Raw genomic sequence first — 18119 nt, forward strand, 5'->3', positions numbered from 1 at the left:
TGAGCTCCTTTGTTGCTAAGCCCTGATTTCATTATTTGGTTGCCACCACACTTCGGGCATTTAATTTCTTCATAACATTTCATAAATGCTATTATATCAAATAATTACAGCTTTAAGCCATCACCGTCTATTTATTACCAGCTTCGCTTGGCGCACTGGGTGTCCTATATAGCCCTTCTTCAAGAAAACTAATCGATTCAGCTTTTTTACTTGACAATGTTGCATTCACACGTTTCCAATTTATTGGTTGCTTGAGAAGCTCTTCACTTAACATTTGGGAAGACGTTATTAGCCGACTTTCTAAATTAAATAATTTAAGCACAGAAGTAAAGCGTGTCAACCCACGATTATCATTTCCAATAGCTAAAAATGGCTTATTAAATATAATGGCAAAGACGGTACCGTGAAACGAATCTGTTATAACGAACTCTGCATCCATAAAACCACGTAGCCACTGCGTAACAGGAGGAAATATGCAATCGTTGCTTTCCTTGCCAGAAATATTTAATGATTTATTTACCATAAAAACTTCAAGATCTAGCGAAGCAGAAACTTGATCTATTATTTTTCTTTTATCTTGCGTTAAATCCATCACATAACTTATTACACTCTCTTTACTTTCAGGAAGATCGTCTTTTTCAACTAGAGCTACATAATCTTCTTTATTTAACAAAAAAGTAGGATCTAAAACTTGTTTAGCTTTAACGCTAAAATATTTCTCGCAAAGATCTACAGCCGTATCTTCACGAACTGAAATAGCGTCAAATTTTCTTGCTAATCCCCCACAAACCTCTGTCTGCTCTGTGGTAAATTCCCACTGTTCAACGCCGAAAGAAGCAGCATAAGAGACTCGCTTAACTTGATCATTATCATCTAGAAAATCGAGAAAGAAGTGCGATAATCCAGGAGAATATATTGGTCGCCATACTTGGTCACTGCCAACTATGTATGCATCAAAAGAGCACTTTTTCAAACTTGGTAGTTGAGAAGCACATTCAATTTCAGACGTAGTCTGAATGTTTTCATCTACAAAGCGCCGCGTATGTTGTGAAAATATTCTTTTGTTTCTTTCTGTTGGCCATATATTGACCGCAATATTTTTACGGAATATATACCGAAGAATAGATCTCTTAATTACCGCGCCAATTGTTCTAAGGTAAAACAAGTAACCTTTTCTACTATCGTTCATTGGAAGATCAACGGTTATGACTTGATGCCCCATCTTTTTTAATATGGTTTGCAATGCATATGCCTGCAGCAAACCACCATAGTTGTTATGCAAAGGTTGAGTAAGAATGCCTATTTTCATAATTGTCCCATTATTTTTAAAATATCCGATAAATGCACGATGATAATGATACACCCGAGTAACTAGGGTTAAGCATTTCAATAAAGGCGGCTCAACAGTTGCTGTTTAAAACCATAGATGAACCACTATTTAATTATGATTTTCTCTGTGTTTAGATTCACCTAAATTAAATGTAGAAATCAATCATTGGATATGAAGAATTTGATCCAAACTTAGCCTTGGTGATTCAGCTACTTTCAATTCAGAAGGTATGTTACCTATAGCAATAAGGGAAACAACAACATGAGACGCAGGTATTCTAGCAACTTTTTTTAATGCCATATCTAAATCAGCAGTTACTGACCAGTTCAGGAAACATGAACCTACACCTAATGACTGTAGAGCATAAACAAAGCTCATCGCCATTAATCCACCTTCCACGTAAGCTTGATTCCGCTCTCCAGTACCAGTAAAACACTGTAAATCTGAAGTTATTACTACAATATGGCTAGCCAAATCTCCAAAACCACGATTCCCACTCTGCAAAGCCAACAACCTATTTTTTTTCTCTTTCGAGCCATATACAAATATTTTAGCAGTCTGCCGATTACACACTGACGGCGTTTTTTTTGCTATTTCTGCTGCTTCTCTTATTATATCTTCTGAAACAGGAACAGTATCAAATACTCGAATACTATGCCTATTATTTGCTAGCTGTTTAAAGTTTCCAGAACACTGTGAAATTATTTTGTCACGCCTTACAGAAATGACTCCCCCTTGATGATTTTGAGATTGAGACATCACCTCACTCAACTCATCTAAAGCCACATCTAAAAACTCTAATACAATACCATGCCGTTTATTAAATTCTTGAAAAGCACGCAATGTGTTTATAGTATTAAATACAGTATCATCAATGCCATGATGCTCTATATATTTATTAAGTTGTTTTAGTGTATTTATAACAACAGGTTGACCAAACCCAGGCCTGGGTTCACTAAGTGATAACCCCTTTTCAATAATATGAAAATTTTTGATAAGCATTGCCCGCAGCTTTATTTTATTTTTCGTATACTTTATTGTAGATGAATAATATGCATATCTATACGAATCGTAAATACAATTAATAGGGTATATCACTATCTCCACTAAAAGCCTAAACCTACCTAACCATACTGGTGGCAATCGTTTCGTTATAAAAATTTCAATTTTTTCTAAAACACTCACTAAAATAAAACCTCAATACTTAACAATAAAGGTGAATCCTGAGTTCAAGATTTTCTGACATTAATATAAAAATTATTAAGTTTATTTACTATGAATAATCGCTCATCTCTATTTAAACCAACGAAATATATTACGACAATAATCGACACCACAGAAGAGATACAAACAGTTATTGACCTAAGATGTCCTTCCAAAAAAAGAAACTTAAAAGTTATCGGCAAAATAATCGACAAAAGTACCACCGGTATTATCGGTAATATAACTTTTCTTAGATACTCTGATATTGAGAGTTCAACTAAAAGCCTAATAATAACTAACCTAGCAATAAATGCCAAAACTGAAACTATTATACTCACTAATAGAGTCACATCAGGCGGGAATCCATATGTTAGAAATATATACGATATCGGCAGAATCAATAAAAGCAATCCTCCAACAACCATTTGATACAACTTAATTTTCCCCGAAGCTTGTGCAGCGGTCATTAACGAACCAGAAACACTGTCAATTAAGACATTAACTATCACCAACTGAGTAAATATAACCGTATATTCGGGCACTACACCAAGCCACAATTTAAGAATAGATTCTGCCTCCAATAGAATAGGAAGTGACACAATAAATAGTAAAAAAAAGGAAAACTTTGAACTTTGAAATATAAGTTGATGCATATATTTCAAATCTCCCTCAGCAAACGACTTAATAATCTGCGGGTTCATAGCCATCTGAAGGTTCTGAACAAACCCACTTACTGCTCCATGCACCTGATATGCGATTCCCCTAGCTGCATTGATAACAGGGCCAAAAAAAATGTTAAGAAGAATATTCACCCCTTGTCCATACATCACGAATGCGACATTACCCCAAAGACTCCACACTGAAAAAGACATCATTGATTTGAACAATGAATAATCTAAAAAAATACGAAACCTAGCTTCAGAAAAATTGCGTTTACAATAAAACCAATAAAAAAATAGAACAATCAATGCAACAGCAAACATCAATACAGCATAAAGCTCAAGCTTGTCAAAGGCGTACCACTGCAACACAAAGACAGCAAACAACTTCAAAAAAACCTCAACAATAGTAATCCATGCAAACACATTCATACGCTCGTGTGCGATAATTAATGCGTTATAAGGTACGCTAACTATCGTAACAACAAACGAAAAAACTGAAAGGTGATAAACCCAAATAGCAGCAGCCATTCTTTCTTCAGGTAAATTCAGTTTTGTATTTACAAACCATAAACCAATGGTTTCAGCGAGGATAAAGATTACAGCGCCAATAACCCAGTGGATATTCACACTCATACTAAAGACTTTAGTTAACTGGGGGAAATTATTTTTTCCTATTTCAAATGAAAGAAAACGTTGGGTGGCTGTTGCCATAGAATTATTTAAGAAGCTAAATATAATTACAAATCCGCCAACTACACTATAAATACCGTAGTCTTCAATCCCTAGAGTGTTTAACACGACTCTAGATATATACAATGATACCCCGAGAGTAAAGATCATACGGAAGTATAAGATACTAGTATTTTTTACAATACGTCGATTTTTTTCAGCTGTCATTTAGTTCACAAATTAAATATATAATTACGCAGATTTTCGTCGAATATGCCTAAGCATAAGAAGCTGGATTTATCTGGCAAGCCAGTAAGCTATTTCGATAACTCAGCATGAAAGTGTTCATTTTACATTAGGGGTTTTGCAACAGTAACGCTGAACTCCTTTGTTTCTAAAGCCTAATTTCATTATTTGGTTGCCACTACACTTCGGATATTTAACTTCTTCATAACATTTAATAAATTCTATTATATAAAATATACAGCTTTAAGCCATTACCGTCTGGTTGAGTTTAGGCTGAAACGAGATTGTCATAAAGATTTATTTGTTTTGTTGTAACCGTTCAATTTTTTCTTTTAAAGATTTATATAAATACAATATGACAGTGGGGTTTTTAATGGCAATATAACCAATTTTTATGACGTTGTAACTCTTCAATGCATCGATAAAAAATAAAAAATCACATTCATGGTTGATTGATTTGTTTGTGTTATTAATTGCATTAATAACACAGATATTATCCGGAGAAACAGACTTCAGAACCTCATTGTTAGCCTCACGCATGCTGTTTAGTTGCTGTATATTTCTTCGAAAAGAGATGGAGTCGGCATGTTTTCTGTAGTGATACCCCGGGAAAGGCACTATAAAATATTTGGCACCTTTCAGTAGTAATTTAAGAATAAGAAAATAATCTTCTGAGTTTCTCAGGCTTGTATCGTATTTTATATGGTGCTGGGAAAATAACTCTCTGCGTATGACCGGTTTCAGGTATCCGTATGATGGTATGTTAGAGCTAATAAATTGAACGGTTGACAACCAGAAAGGTTTGTCGTGATACTTATTTAAAAAACTCTGTTCCTGTATGCCTTCATTGTTGTGAAAAACTATGAGATCATCAGCAATAATATCTGCTTCATGTGCCCGAGCCTCGTTAAGTAATATCTCAAGCCTTTTAGGAAGCATAAAATCATCACTGTCCAGTATCGCAATCCATTCGCCCCTAGCAATTTCCATTGCTTTATTTCTAGCTCCAGCTGGTCCCATATTTTTTATTAACTCAAGAACGATAATTCTGTTATCAGATGATGCAATTTTATGGATAATTTTCAGGCTATCATCTGTTGAGCAATCATCTACAACTATTATTTCAATATCAATAAGCGTTTGATTAATAGCAGAATACAGAGACTGTTCAATAAACTTAGAAGAGTTATAACTAGCGACTATAATAGAAACAGAAACCGTAAGGTCTTTTGGAAATTTTGTGGAGCCTGTATCTTTCATTCTTTCTATGTACCAAATGTAGTTACTGTTAATTTTGACTACTCGTTGAGTAGTTGTGAAAAAGTTATCATTAGTGGCTTAAGAGCGTAAATGCTTCTTATCTTTTGTGTGTCCGATATTCTTGGTAAATCATGCCAGTGGCAGCACCAATAAACCCAAAACCACGCATCATAATTCTAATATACTCAAAACTTGCGGTATTTTTCATTATTAAAAGAGGCGCTTTTACAAGGCCGAATATCAGACCATAGAGGGCTCTGACTATACCTTGAAGAATAAGTTTTAAATTGCCAAGTGCACTGTTGTTTTCTCTCGCTAAAATTATGCCATCTGTATTTCCTGTGCGAAACCAGCGCTTTAGCAACCAGCCAAATTTTGCTCGTTCACTGGTGATCGTTTCATAAACCAAAGATTCTTTACAAAATACCGTTTTATACCCAGCATCTCGCATGGTTTTAAAGAAATGAGTATCCTCACCTCCGGTGAGTCTGAACTCATGATTAAATACGAGCTTTAAATCACTAATAACTTTTGTATCAATTAGCACACTACTTGTATGGGCGTAATTAATAGGTTGCTTTTCGGGGTAACCCAGTATTTCAAAGAAGCCACCTTTCTCGATCCACCATGATGGTTTTGACTGGAAAATAGGTATTACGCCGCCAGAAACAACTGCCGCGCCGGTTTCCTTAAGTGTAGTGAATAAATGCCATATCCATTTTTTGTGTGGCACTTCATCATCATCAATATAGGCAAGATAATCAGAGCCGTTATCAAGTGCTTCTCTCAGTCCACTGTTTCTTGGAAAAGTAATGCCACGCTCTGGTACATGGAGGTAAACAATTTTCCATGGGAAACCCACTGATGTCTCTTTCACTAATTGTTCAGCATTTCCATCCAGGCTATTATCAGCGACAACAACCGTTGTTGAAATTATTGGCTCTGGTATCTCAAGGATTGCCAGTCCATCTAAAAGTTTTTTTAGTCCTTTTGGTCTGTTATATGTAGAAATAGCAATGGTTATTGATGCTGTTGTGGTCATTAGTTTTTCCTGAATTATTCGCCTTGGCTGATGCTTTGTTGGTAGTTCAAATACTCCCACTCATAAATAAGTTCATCAAACATTTTAGAGTGCTGAGTATGTTTGGCAATAGTGTTGATTTGCTTCCATTGACCACTACTTTCAATCATGATTTTTTGTGTTCTGAAGTCAAAAATAATTCTATCATCACTATAAGTATGGCTAATTTGGACCGGTTCGGAAATATTTCCTAAATAGTGAAAAACAGCTTCTCTATATGTAAGCTTATTTTTTGTAAGTGTCATATTGTTATCACGGTTTATTAAATCAAGTAGGACTTCTCTCATGTCAGTCTGGCCAATTGGATCAGTGATAATACTGCTTTTAACATTTGTGATTAATGGTATTTTTAGTTGTGCATCGTTGATTTTGTGCCCATGCCCTAAAGTGCCATCATCGAATAGTGATTCACCATGGTCTGCTGTAATGATAATCAGCGAGTTATCAAAGATATTTAGGTTTTTTAAGTGTGTGATCAACTCTCCAATGGCATTATCAGCACTTGCTATCGCATTCCAATAACTGTTTTCAACCCACTCTTGGTTTGATATGGAGATTTTGTTTCTAGGAATGGGGGGGACTTCTAGAAAATTTTTCATACCAGGGTAATGGTATGGAAAATGAGCCGCTTGAAGATTAATGTAATAAAAATGCTTGTTTGTGGGTCTAGCTTTAGTTAGGTGGCTAGTCACGCCTGTTATGACGGTCTCTTCACTCAAACGCAGGGATCCGAGGGCGGTGCTAGCATAAACTCGATCATCAATGTTTGTTACGGCATCAAAGAGGTGATTGGCAGTCTCTTTCATCTTGGTATCTTTGCTAATATCACCAAATGAACTGGCCTGCCCTGAAAATATATTTATCTCATAGCCACTCTCTTTTAATATTTCAAATAAAGAGCGTTGGTTATGCTTTGGGATGAATTCTCCATTAAATATGGCCTTTAACGAAGTCACAGTAAAGCCTGTGTGAGAATATGTATTTGGAAAAATTGTTCCTGCCTCGCTCAATTTTTGAATGTTTGGAGCAACAATAAGGTTGTTAACTTTTTTTGTTAACATTTCTTCTCTGCCACTTTCAATAATAATGAAAAATACATAGTCAAAATCAGAGGTGACTCCAGAATAATCCAGGCTGTAGACTTTGTTGGGGAGTTGAAAATCCCCGAGTAACATGTCTTCATCAATATTATTGTTGGGGATGTCGACTGCTGCTGGGTAAATGCGTGGGTTAAACATGGCTTGATCTGCCGGAAATGAAAAATAGCCGTAACCGTCACGATCAAAGTCAGTTGCCGAGTCTAATGTGCTTGTTAATAGCGTGTAACTGTTTTTTTTGATGACAAAATATCGTACATTATTATGTTGCTGCACTATCACTGTAATGAACACTAAACCCGCGAGTGCGATAGTGAAAAAAAGTATGATATGTCTTAGAAGAAATGTTTCATTTTTTTGCTCAGTCAATGCCTCTCTACTCAGATGTTTTTTTAACCATTTGTAACCAATCCAATGCACTATAAAAGCAATAGAGAGTAAGAAAACAATGATCACAGCTTCATCGGCGACATATGTTAATGCTGAAAGAAGGCTGCCTCCAGCAATATTTTTTATGATGGCAAAATTTATGGTGTCACTCATGTATGAAAGTGCTTTATATTTTGCCAGTAACACCGTTAGCGATATCGTAGTCACGCTAAAAAAGAAATGATAGGCAGTTATTTGATGCTTTCTCTTAAGCAGAGATGTAATGAAAAAACAGACTAAAGCGGCTGTACCGTATAAAAAAAGGTCACCATATATTGAAGCTGAAAAGAATAAAAACCTGTCCTGAAGAGATTCTATCGAATAAGGTTGTAAAAACCCGGGAGTGAAAAAATTATGTTTTCGAATTAGTAGTATTAATTCGACTATCTGGACAGTTATAACGATGCCGATGACAGCGCTTATCCAGGGGTGTTTTCGTATAGATGTATACTCTTTTATTGAAGTGATAAAATTCATTTATAACCTAAATCTTTATTGGGTATGGTATATTTGCATGTCAGAATCGCACCAATAAGTGCATGCGTATCATCTTCAGTTATAATAAAATCAGAAGCGGGTTTGTTGTTTAATGCATGTTGTTTCTTATTTATATCAAGCTTATTCAAATTTGCTATTAAGTTGGTCGCTGTATTTATTTTTGCATCAGGCAAAACATAGCCAAGCTCATTAAGCTTTACACATTCAGCGGTTTGAGTGCCATCAACGGCTAATGATAGGGTGTTAAAGTAGCTTGCTTCATAAATTCGGTTAGGTATTAACCAGTCTGAATTATACCCACTCCACGAGAGTTCCTGTGACCAGACAAGATCTGCATCCTTGTAAACTTTTTCAAGCCCCTCTGGCCACGAGTAACTGCCATGAAAGGTAATGTTGGGGATATTGTTAATTTGATCTTCAAAATCGGGTATCAAAAAGTGTGAAATTTTCCCCCAAAAATGTATATCAATATCATTACCCATTGTGCTAGCCAATTCTTTCATGATATTTAGTGTTTTATGACAACGTAATATGCCCGCCCATATCAATTTAATGGGTTTATTCTCTGATTTTGGATTTGTATGTACGTCAGGCCTTTTGATTATGCTGCTGTCAATATGGAGCTTATTCTCTACTAGAAAACTACGGCCTTTGTAAGTTTGAACAGGTTCGAAATAATGCTTCATAAAACCAGGTGAGCTCACTACAAGCAGATCACATCGTTTCAATATGCGGCGTTCTACCCATCTGAGAACTCTTGCTGAAACTGTTTTTTTTGTAAGGGACTCGTGAACATCAAGACATTCATAAACCATAATAGTTGAAGAAAATGGTGTGAGTAATTTTGCAAACCAGGCAAGAATAAAAATATCGAGATTGCGAGCGTATATAATATCTGCTTGCTTAATAATTCGACGGTTTTGGATGATATAACCCAAAGTTTTTAACATCACCAGCAGTCGAGCACCTGGTTTTGCATGCTCTACATAACCAAGGTCTATATTTTCCCACTTTGTTGGTGATTCTTTTTTTGCGCCATCACGTCGAAAAGTAAATGCGGTGACTTTGGCTCCTGCATCCATGAATGATGTAATGCGGCGTATGAGTGCAACATCATCACGATTATGGCCAAAGTAGATGAGGTGTTGAGCAGTTGGTGATTGATGGTTCGTTTCCATTAGCGTGAATTAGCTGTATCCCATGTTTTGTACTCTTTTCCAGTTAATGCCTCAATAACGCCAAGGCCTGTTGCAAATATGGCAATAACTATTTCATATATTTGCGATATACCAGGAACACCTGCTCTGCCTGCAAGAGTAAAAACAGTTATTACAGATATGACAGTTATCAGTAGTAGCCATCCAGAGCCTATAGAGAACCCCCACATCAAAAAGCTAAAGATCGCACCAATAATGAAGAGTGCGCCCCACCAGCGAAGAAGTTTGTGTGAAATGAATTTAAAGCGGTTGGTGATAGACATATTTTTGAGCGCGCTTTTTTGAAATAGGTAAGTGCTGTATGAACCACAGGCAATTCGTTTTTTTCGATTGAACTCCTCTGCGCTGCATGTCACAGCATTTTCATAAGCAATCACTTCAGGCGCGGATATGCATCTTTTGTTATCAAATATTGTTGCCATGGAAACGGCCATGTCATCGACCAAATTGGGTGGTATTTCAGGGTAACCCTTCCTTCGCCGGGCGAATATCGCACCATCACAACCCATGGTGGATCCAGTTTTGGTCTCAAGAGATTTAATGAACTCTTCCAGCTTCCAGTATACGCCGCCGACTTTAGCTGTTGATGAGTGCATCTCTTTATACATTAATCGACCAGAAACACAGCCAATGTCAGGGTCAGTAAAATAGTTGATTAGTACGGGCAGACTTTTTGGTTCCAATATCACATTGGCATCCGTAAATATTATAATATCTGAGTCGATCATGGATATCAGTTTATGCATGCCCGATACTTTGCCGAGACGCTCTGCACTTATAACCGGATGTAATATGTCCGCAGCATTCAATAACAAGTCATTAGTTGCATCTGTGCTGGCATCAGAATAAGCATAAACTTCCAGTGAGGGCAGCTGTTCTTTCAGTTGACGAATATTTTCAATTTTATCAGGCAAGGCCTGTTCTTCATTATATGCACAAAAAACAAGAGCGACTTTGAAAGATTCAGTGGACGAGGCGTTTTGTGGTTCAATGATTACCGTGTTTTTTTTTGGGAGTAGTAAAAGGATTAGTGGATAGATTACGTAAGGGTAAATTATCATAAATATAAATGTTACACACAATGTAAACCACAACCAGCTGATCATATTTTAAACCCAAAAAATAATTGATAAGTGTAACCACGAGCCCTATGTTATCAATAACCAGAGCAAACCGTAGCTTCTAAAACGACAATTGAAATTACACTAAAGAGAGAGAGTGAGAGTATCAAATTAAAACGTATTTAAAAATAGCTTTTTTAATTAGTAGGCATTTTTATGGACAAATCCTTTAAAAATAGTTAAAAATATGATTTTTAAATCAAATAAAATGGACCAGTTCTCTATATAATAAAGGTCATATTGAATCCGCTTTTTTAAATCAGTGTCACCACGCCATCCATTAATTTGCGCCCAGCCTGTAATGCCAGCCTTAACTAGATGCTTCTGCATGTACTGCGGGATTTCATCTTTAAATTTATCAACAAAAACAGGTCTTTCGGGTCTGGGTCCGACGATGGACATCTCACCTTTAAGAACATTGATAAATTGCGGCAGTTCATCAAGGCTGGTGCGGCGTAGAAAACTACCGACTCGTGTAGCTCGATTTTCTCCTTTCGTTGCCCACTGAGCCCCGTTTTGTTTCTCAACATTAACAGGCATGGAGCGAAATTTCAGTATGTCAAACGTTTTATTATTCCAACTGACCCGCTGCTGTCTGAAAAATATGGGGCCAGGTGAGCTGAGCTTCACTGCGATTGAAATCACAATAAACAGGGGACTTATAAGTAGCAATATCAGTGCTGACAAAATTTTATCTTCCAGTGTCTTGATAATAATATTAATGCCATTCATTGGCGTTTCAGATAGATTAAGTGCATGGAAACCAGCAAATTTTGTCGCGGAGCTGTTCATTAAGTTTAGCCCGTAAATATCCGGGATATAACGTATCGTAGCCGTGTTATGCCTTAGCATATGTGTCACTTCTTGAGTACGTTTTGCAGACCTGAAGGGGAGGGCGATGACAACTTCATTCACATTCAGCTTATTGACGGTGGCTTCTATTTGATTAATATCTCCCAGACAAACAAGCCCATTAATTCTTTGTTTGTGGAGTGTTGGGTCATCATCTAGATAACCAACAATATTGAATTCTGAGTATTTTTTAGTCTGTAATTGGCTGACAATACTTTGTCCTAAATCTCCTGCTCCAATAATGAGCAAGTTTTTTTTATCAAGGCCTTTTTTTCGTATTAGGTTTAAAATGTATCGCAAAATATAGCGAGAGCCAAAAAAGAAAATCAAGCTGGCTGAAGACCATATGAACAACCAGTCTCGAGAGTAATCAGCGCTTGTTTTTGAAAAAAATGCGACAGCGATCATTATGGATGCAACGATAAGCCAGCTACTTAAAACTATTCGGATTTGGTGCGACCAGAGATTATTACGCCATGAGTGATAGGTGTTGGATATCGGGAATATCAAAAGCACTAAGAGTGCTGCAATAAAGATGGCACTAACATAGTGCGCTGGCATTGGAGTGGCTCCAAACTTAATTATGTAAGCAATCCAGCCACCAAAAATTACAGATAGAATATCACATAAACGTAAGGCATTTGAAAATGTACAGATGTTTTCTCTTGAAGAATCACCTAACGATGACATAGAACAGCTCACTTGAGTTTATCATTATATTACCCACTGTAATAAGGTGATATGAAAACATCGACAACTCTTCATGAAATCTATCTGAAGATATTGCTGTATATACCACGAAAAATAAAAATGTTAAAAAATGAAGGGGTAGGTTAAATATCACAAAAATATTGCGATATAATGCCATAAACTTTATGAAATTGAAAGGAGTAGCCAACAAATACACCAGTGGAAATGCCGGTCAAACCGGTAAAACATTGGTGCAGATAGAGTATGAAAGCATTAAATCCTGCCATTATTTCTGGTGCGCTAGCGACAGTTTCAACTGATCTGTACAATGCGCCCCTATGACTCAAATTAATTTTTACTTGATACCGACAGATTCACCGCAGCGTCGTTTACAGTGGGTTTGTCGTCTGGTTAATAAAGCATATAAGCAGGGGCGACACATCTATATTCATGCCGAGTCGAGCGATCAAGCGGCTCAACTTGATGATCTGCTCTGGACTTTTTCCCAAGATAGTTTTATACCCCATGCACTAAGCCATCAAGCAGGCGAATTTCCACCGCCTGTTTTACTGGGCTATGCAGATGAGCCCGCAGGCAAGAGTGATGTGTTAATTACATTGGCTACAAATGTGCCACCATTTTGGAATCAGTTTGAACGGGTGGCTGAGTTAGTCGATCAGCAAACTGAAGTGAAAGAACATGGGCGTGAACGTTATCGCTTTTATACCGCGCAAGGCTGCAAGCCAGAGACGCACCAGCTTTAAATTTAAAGAATAAACCAATCCTTTTTTACGAAAAAAATACAATACAAAACTATGAGTATGGACAAAGCATATAACCCACAAAATATTGAGCAGCACTGGTACCAGCAATGGGAAGAGAAAGGGTATTTCAAACCTTCAGGTGATTTGAGCCAACCATCGTACTGCATCATGATTCCTCCCCCCAATGTCACTGGAACGTTGCACATGGGGCATGCTTTTCAAGATACTTTGATGGATACGTTGGTGCGTTATCATCGTATGAAAGGCAACAATACTTTATGGCAGGCAGGAACGGATCATGCGGGAATTGCCACTCAAATGGTGGTGGAGCGCCAATTAGCGGCGACAGGGAAGTCACGTCACGATTTAGGGCGGGATGAATTTGTCGAGCGTATCTGGCAGTGGAAAGAAGAGTCGGGCGGCCATATCACACGTCAATTAAGGCGTATGGGCGCATCGCTGGATTGGTCGCGTGAACGCTTTACGATGGATGATGGCTTATCGACATCGGTATCCGAAGTGTTTGTTCGCCTCCATGAAGAAGGTCTGATCTATCGCGGTAAGCGTTTAGTGAACTGGGATCCGGTATTGCATACAGCGGTCTCTGATCTTGAAGTGGTCTCTTGCGAGGAAAATGGCTATTTATGGCACATGCGTTACCCATTGGCTGATGGCAGCGGCCATCTGGTGGTGGCGACCACGCGTCCCGAAACGATGTTAGGCGATAGTGCGGTCGCGGTGCATCCTGATGATGAGCGTTATCAACATCTGATTGGACAGATGATTGAATTGCCACTCAGCGATCGAAAAATCCCAATTATTGCAGATGATTATGTCGATCAGGAGTTTGGTACAGGTTGTGTCAAAATTACACCGGCACACGATTTTAATGACTATGAAATGGGTCAGCGACATGATCTTCCGAAGATTAATATTTTTACGATTGATGCCTGTATTAATGACGAAATGCCCGAAAAATATCGTGGCCTGGATCGTTTTGAAGCACGAAAACTGATTGTTGCCGATCTGCAAGCAGCAGGATTGCTGGAAAAGGTTGTTGACCATAAATTGATGGTGCCGCGTGGCGATCGCTCACATTCGATTATTGAGCCTCTATTAACCGATCAATGGTACGTTAAAACAGCGCCGTTGGCTGAGCCGGCCATTAAAGCAGTTAAAGACGGGGATATTAAATTTGTTCCTGATAATTGGAAAAATACCTATTTTGAATGGATGAATAATATTCAAGATTGGTGCATCAGTCGTCAAATTTGGTGGGGGCATCGCATCCCAGCCTGGTATGACGATGAAGGCAAGGTTTATGTCGGGCGCAGCGAAGATGAAGTGCGTGAAAAGCATGGCCTGCAAGCGGATGTCAGATTGCAGCAAGACGAGGATGTATTGGATACGTGGTTTTCGTCTGCATTATGGCCGTTTTCAACATTGGATTGGCCAGAAAAAACAGAAGAACTGAAAACTTTTTATCCTAATAATGTATTAGTTACAGGCTTCGATATCATCTTTTTCTGGGTCGCTCGCATGATCATGATGGGGCTTAAATTTACCGGCGAGGTTCCATTCAAAGAAGTTTATATTCATGGTTTGGTGCGTGATTCACATGGCCAAAAAATGTCCAAATCAAAAGGTAATGTTCTTGACCCTATTGATATTATTGATGGCATTGATTTGGAAACTCTGGTGGCCAAACGCAATACCGGTTTGATGCAGCCCGAAATGGCTAAAAAGATCGAAAAAGCGACGCGTAAAGAGTTTTCGGAAGGTATTTCTGCCTATGGCACGGATGCATTGCGTTTTACATTTGCATCACTGGCCTCAACGGGGCGTGATATTAATTTCGATATGGGTCGCATTGGCGGCTATCGTAATTTTTGCAATAAGTTATGGAACGCCGCACGTTATGTGATGATGAACACCGAAGGGCAAGATACAGGTGTTCACGGTGGCGAGCTTGAGCTATGCGCAGCGGATCGCTGGATTATTTCACGCTTACAGGTCGTGGCCGGTCAAGTTAGGGAGGCGATGGACGGTTATCGCTTTGATCACGCTGCGCAAGCGATTTATGAATTTGTATGGAATGACTATTGTGATTGGTATCTGGAACTATCCAAACCGGTTCTGAATTCTGAAACGAGTAGTGATGCATTGCTCAGAGGCACACGCCATACATTAGTGACGGTGCTTGAAAGTATATTACGACTGGCTCATCCAATTATCCCTTTTATTACCGAAGAAATTTGGCAGCGGCTGGCTCCACTTTCAGGCGTTACAGGTGAAACTGTCATGCTGCAACCTTATCCTTCGTTGCAAGCGGATAAAATTGATTCGATTGCGGTCGCAGAAATGGAATGGGTCATGAGCTTCGTGATGGGTGTGCGGCAAATTCGCAGCAGTATGGACATTGCCCCAGGCAAACTATTGCCTGTGTTATTACAAAATGGTTCTTCAGAAGATCAGAGCCGCTTAGAGCGTAATCGCAGTGTTTTGATGAAGGTCGCACGTCTTGAAAATATTGACTGGCTGGCATCAGCTGATGAAGCACCTGAATCATCCACAGCGTTATTGGGTGAAATGAAACTGCTGATTCCGATGCATGGGCTGATTGATAAAGAGGCTGAGTTAACGCGCCTGACGAGGCAGATTGAAAAAGTAGAGAAAGATTTGGCTAAGTGCGTCGCAAAATTATCTAATCCAAAATTTGTGGATCGTGCGCCTTCAACTGTTGTCGCGCAAGAGAAGCAGCGAGTCAGCGAAATGCGGGCAACGGTGGATCAGTTGAAAGAGCAGTATGCCAAGATTGAGTTGCTGTAATTAAGCCATTTTTTGCAAGTGTCGGTGTGAACTCATTAAAGCGGCCAGCGCCTATATCTGCAAGACCCTGCTTTATACCAACTTCAGTCTGCATCTGTAATAGGGTCTCTGCATCCTGAATGGATAGAGTTACAGCAACAGGACGATTTTTTTTGGTTACGAGTACAGGCTCTCTTTGGATGGTATCAAGAAATCGGCCGAACTCTTTACTCACCTTTGAAGCGGGCATGGTCTTCACTATGATTATTCCTCATTTAATTTTTATAAATCTATTTTACGGATAATGGGGATAAAAGGATACTGAATATTGCTTATTAAACTATGATGTTTTACTCTATTTTTATCGTTCATGAAAAGGTAAAAAATATGTTGCAAGCCAAACTTTCCAGCAAATTCCAATTATCCATTCCGAAAGCAATTCGAGAGGATTTAAATTTAACAGCGGGGCAGCAGTTTACTTTAATTGCGAGAGGAAACATTATTGAGCTCATCCCTTTGCGTTCTATGAAGGAAGCGCGGGGGATGTTGTCACCCTGTGAATACAATAATCCTTCTGAATATCGAGACGGTCAGGAAAGGGTTTTATAGTGATTTTGATCGACACATGTGGGTGGATTGAATGGCTTACTAATGGGGCATTGAATGATCAATATGAACCCTATTTCAACCAAATTGAAGCCAACATTGTTCCAACTTCTGTTCAGTTTGAGCTTTATAAATGGGTCGTACAAAAAAGAGGAGTTCAGCAGGCGCTTGAAGCGGTAGCCTTAACGGAGCAAGCCGAAGTAATCCATCTGTCGACATCTATTGCGCTCTCTGCGGCTGACTTATCTATTGAATACAAACTCTCATTTGCAGATTCAATTATTTATGCGACTGCCCAATTTCATAAAGCGGAACTCATTACATCAGATGCACATTTCAAAAAATTACCGGATGTAACATATTTTGAAAAAACTTATCGCTAATCATCATGCTAAGGAACGAGCACGAAAAAAAATAGGATTGACCCCTTATTTCATATGATTTTTGCATCACTGGCTTCGACGGGGCGTGATATTAATTTCGATATGGGTCGCATTGGCGGGTATCGTAATTTTTGCAATAAGTTATGGAACGCTGCACGTTATGTGATGATGAATGCTGAAGGGCAAGATACAGGTGTTCACGGTGGCGATCTTGATAAGCCAAAAATATGCGAAAACACAGGAGAGTGTTTGAATCAGTTTATTGCCCAATAAGGCACTAACAGTTTGTCCACAATGACAAAAACTATATAGGGGAATCTGATGAATAAGCAGGAAAAAGGACAAAAGTTTTGAATAAACAACAATTAGCCGCAAAAATCTGGGAATCCGCTAACCAGATGCGTTCCAAAATTGAGGCCAACGAATACAAAGACTACATTTTGGGCTTTATTTTCTATAAATATCTATCCGATCAAGAAATTGAATTTGCTGCCAGCCAAGGCATGTCACGAGCAGAAATCAAAGCATTAAGTGAAAGCGATGCAGAGACGGTTGACTACATAAAAAAAGAGCTTGGTTATTTTATTGCCTATGATGACCTGTTTTCTACTTGGCTAGCGGCAGGCAGTGATTTTGAGGTGTCTCATGTGCGTGATGCGTTATCCGCCTTTTCCCGCTTAATTCACCCCAATCACAAAAAACTCTTTGACGGTATTTTTAACACTCTGCAAACGGGTTTAAGTAAATTAGGTGAAAATGCGGCCAAACAAACCAAAGCCATTAGCAGCCTGTTACAACTCATTAAAGACATCCCCATGGACGGCAAGCAAGACTATGACGTGCTGGGTTATATCTACGAATATCTCATCGAAAAATTTGCCGCCAATGCGGGTAAAAAAGCGGGCGAGTTCTACACGCCGCACGAAGTCTCGTTATTAATGTCAGAAATTGTCGCACACCATGTAAAAGACAGAGAAAAAATAGAAATTTACGATCCTACGAGTGGCTCGGGTTCGTTGCTTATCAATATTGGTAGTAGTGTAGCCAAACATGTGGCTGATGAAAACAACATAAAATACTACGCCCAAGAACTCAAAGCCAACACCTACAACCTCACCCGCATGAACTTGGTGATGCGGGGCATACTGCCCAACAATATAGTCACCCGAAACGGCGACACACTGGAAGACGATTGGCCATTTT

General features: G+C 38.6%; 16 protein-coding genes. 6 read left to right on the forward strand and 10 right to left on the reverse strand.

Annotated elements, in window-relative coordinates:
- Positions 1 to 127 precede the first annotated feature (127 nt).
- From L3J70_12230 to L3J70_12270, 9 genes are all read right to left on the reverse strand, one after another.
- Entirely contained in the window at positions 128 to 1309 is a 1182-nt protein-coding gene (locus L3J70_12230) for a polysaccharide pyruvyl transferase family protein (GenBank protein ID MCF6237118.1), read from the reverse strand.
- Between the two features lie 183 nt (positions 1310 to 1492).
- Complete coding sequence (locus L3J70_12235; protein ID MCF6237119.1) at positions 1493 to 2515, reverse strand: nitroreductase family protein; 1023 nt, start codon at positions 2513 to 2515, stop codon at positions 1493 to 1495.
- A gap of 44 nt (positions 2516 to 2559) precedes the next feature.
- Complete coding sequence (locus L3J70_12240) at positions 2560 to 4092, reverse strand: oligosaccharide flippase family protein (GenBank protein ID MCF6237120.1); 1533 nt, start codon at positions 4090 to 4092, stop codon at positions 2560 to 2562.
- A gap of 315 nt (positions 4093 to 4407) precedes the next feature.
- The gene (locus tag L3J70_12245) at positions 4408 to 5370 is read right to left on the reverse strand and encodes a glycosyltransferase (GenBank protein MCF6237121.1); all 963 of its coding nucleotides are present in this window, start codon (positions 5368 to 5370) and stop codon (positions 4408 to 4410) included.
- 97 nt (positions 5371 to 5467) lie between these two features.
- Entirely contained in the window at positions 5468 to 6412 is a 945-nt protein-coding gene (locus L3J70_12250) for a glycosyltransferase family 2 protein (protein ID MCF6237122.1), read from the reverse strand.
- A 14-nt stretch (positions 6413 to 6426) separates the two neighbouring features.
- Positions 6427 to 8091 carry a sulfatase-like hydrolase/transferase gene (locus L3J70_12255; GenBank protein MCF6237123.1) on the reverse strand — a complete coding sequence of 555 codons (1665 nt, stop codon included), beginning with the start codon at positions 8089 to 8091 and terminating at the stop codon, positions 6427 to 6429.
- A 359-nt stretch (positions 8092 to 8450) separates the two neighbouring features.
- Positions 8451 to 9653: a hypothetical protein gene (locus L3J70_12260; protein MCF6237124.1), complete on the reverse strand. Its 1203-nt coding sequence runs from the start codon at positions 9651 to 9653 to the stop codon at positions 8451 to 8453.
- Positions 9653 to 10606: a glycosyltransferase gene (locus tag L3J70_12265; protein MCF6237125.1), complete on the reverse strand. Its 954-nt coding sequence runs from the start codon at positions 10604 to 10606 to the stop codon at positions 9653 to 9655. The genes L3J70_12260 and L3J70_12265 overlap by 1 nt, the downstream gene beginning before the upstream one ends.
- A 348-nt stretch (positions 10607 to 10954) precedes the next feature.
- Positions 10955 to 12355 (reverse strand): undecaprenyl-phosphate glucose phosphotransferase, encoded by a 1401-nt coding sequence (locus L3J70_12270; GenBank protein ID MCF6237126.1) that lies wholly within the window; start codon positions 12353 to 12355, stop codon positions 10955 to 10957.
- Between the two features lie 338 nt (positions 12356 to 12693).
- Between L3J70_12270 and L3J70_12275 the strand changes: the two genes are divergently transcribed.
- Positions 12694 to 13119, forward strand: coding sequence for a DNA polymerase III subunit chi (locus L3J70_12275; protein MCF6237127.1), 426 nt, complete (start codon positions 12694 to 12696; stop codon positions 13117 to 13119).
- 57 nt (positions 13120 to 13176) lie between these two features.
- Positions 13177 to 15948: a valine--tRNA ligase gene (locus L3J70_12280; GenBank protein ID MCF6237128.1), complete on the forward strand. Its 2772-nt coding sequence runs from the start codon at positions 13177 to 13179 to the stop codon at positions 15946 to 15948.
- Here L3J70_12280 and L3J70_12285 read toward each other — a convergent pair.
- Entirely contained in the window at positions 15884 to 16177 is a 294-nt protein-coding gene (locus L3J70_12285) for a type II toxin-antitoxin system Phd/YefM family antitoxin (GenBank protein ID MCF6237129.1), read from the reverse strand. The genes L3J70_12280 and L3J70_12285 overlap by 65 nt on opposite strands.
- 137 nt (positions 16178 to 16314) lie before the next feature.
- On the opposite strand from L3J70_12285, the gene L3J70_12290 reads away from it, so the two are divergent.
- The 4 genes from L3J70_12290 to L3J70_12305 form a co-directional block, all read left to right on the forward strand.
- Positions 16315 to 16536, forward strand: coding sequence for an AbrB/MazE/SpoVT family DNA-binding domain-containing protein (locus L3J70_12290; GenBank protein ID MCF6237130.1), 222 nt, complete (start codon positions 16315 to 16317; stop codon positions 16534 to 16536).
- On the forward strand, positions 16536 to 16916 hold the full coding sequence (locus L3J70_12295; protein ID MCF6237131.1) for a type II toxin-antitoxin system VapC family toxin: 381 nt from the start codon (positions 16536 to 16538) through the stop codon (positions 16914 to 16916). The genes L3J70_12290 and L3J70_12295 overlap by 1 nt, the downstream gene beginning before the upstream one ends.
- A 54-nt stretch (positions 16917 to 16970) precedes the next feature.
- Positions 16971 to 17189 (forward strand): hypothetical protein, encoded by a 219-nt coding sequence (locus tag L3J70_12300; protein MCF6237132.1) that lies wholly within the window; start codon positions 16971 to 16973, stop codon positions 17187 to 17189.
- A 77-nt stretch (positions 17190 to 17266) separates the two neighbouring features.
- On the forward strand, positions 17267 to 18119 hold an 853-nt coding region (locus L3J70_12305), incomplete at its 3' end, for a type I restriction-modification system subunit M (GenBank protein MCF6237133.1).

It is taken from the genome of Gammaproteobacteria bacterium (assembly GCA_021648145.1).
Classification (GTDB): domain Bacteria; phylum Pseudomonadota; class Gammaproteobacteria; order JAADGQ01; family JAADGQ01; genus S141-38.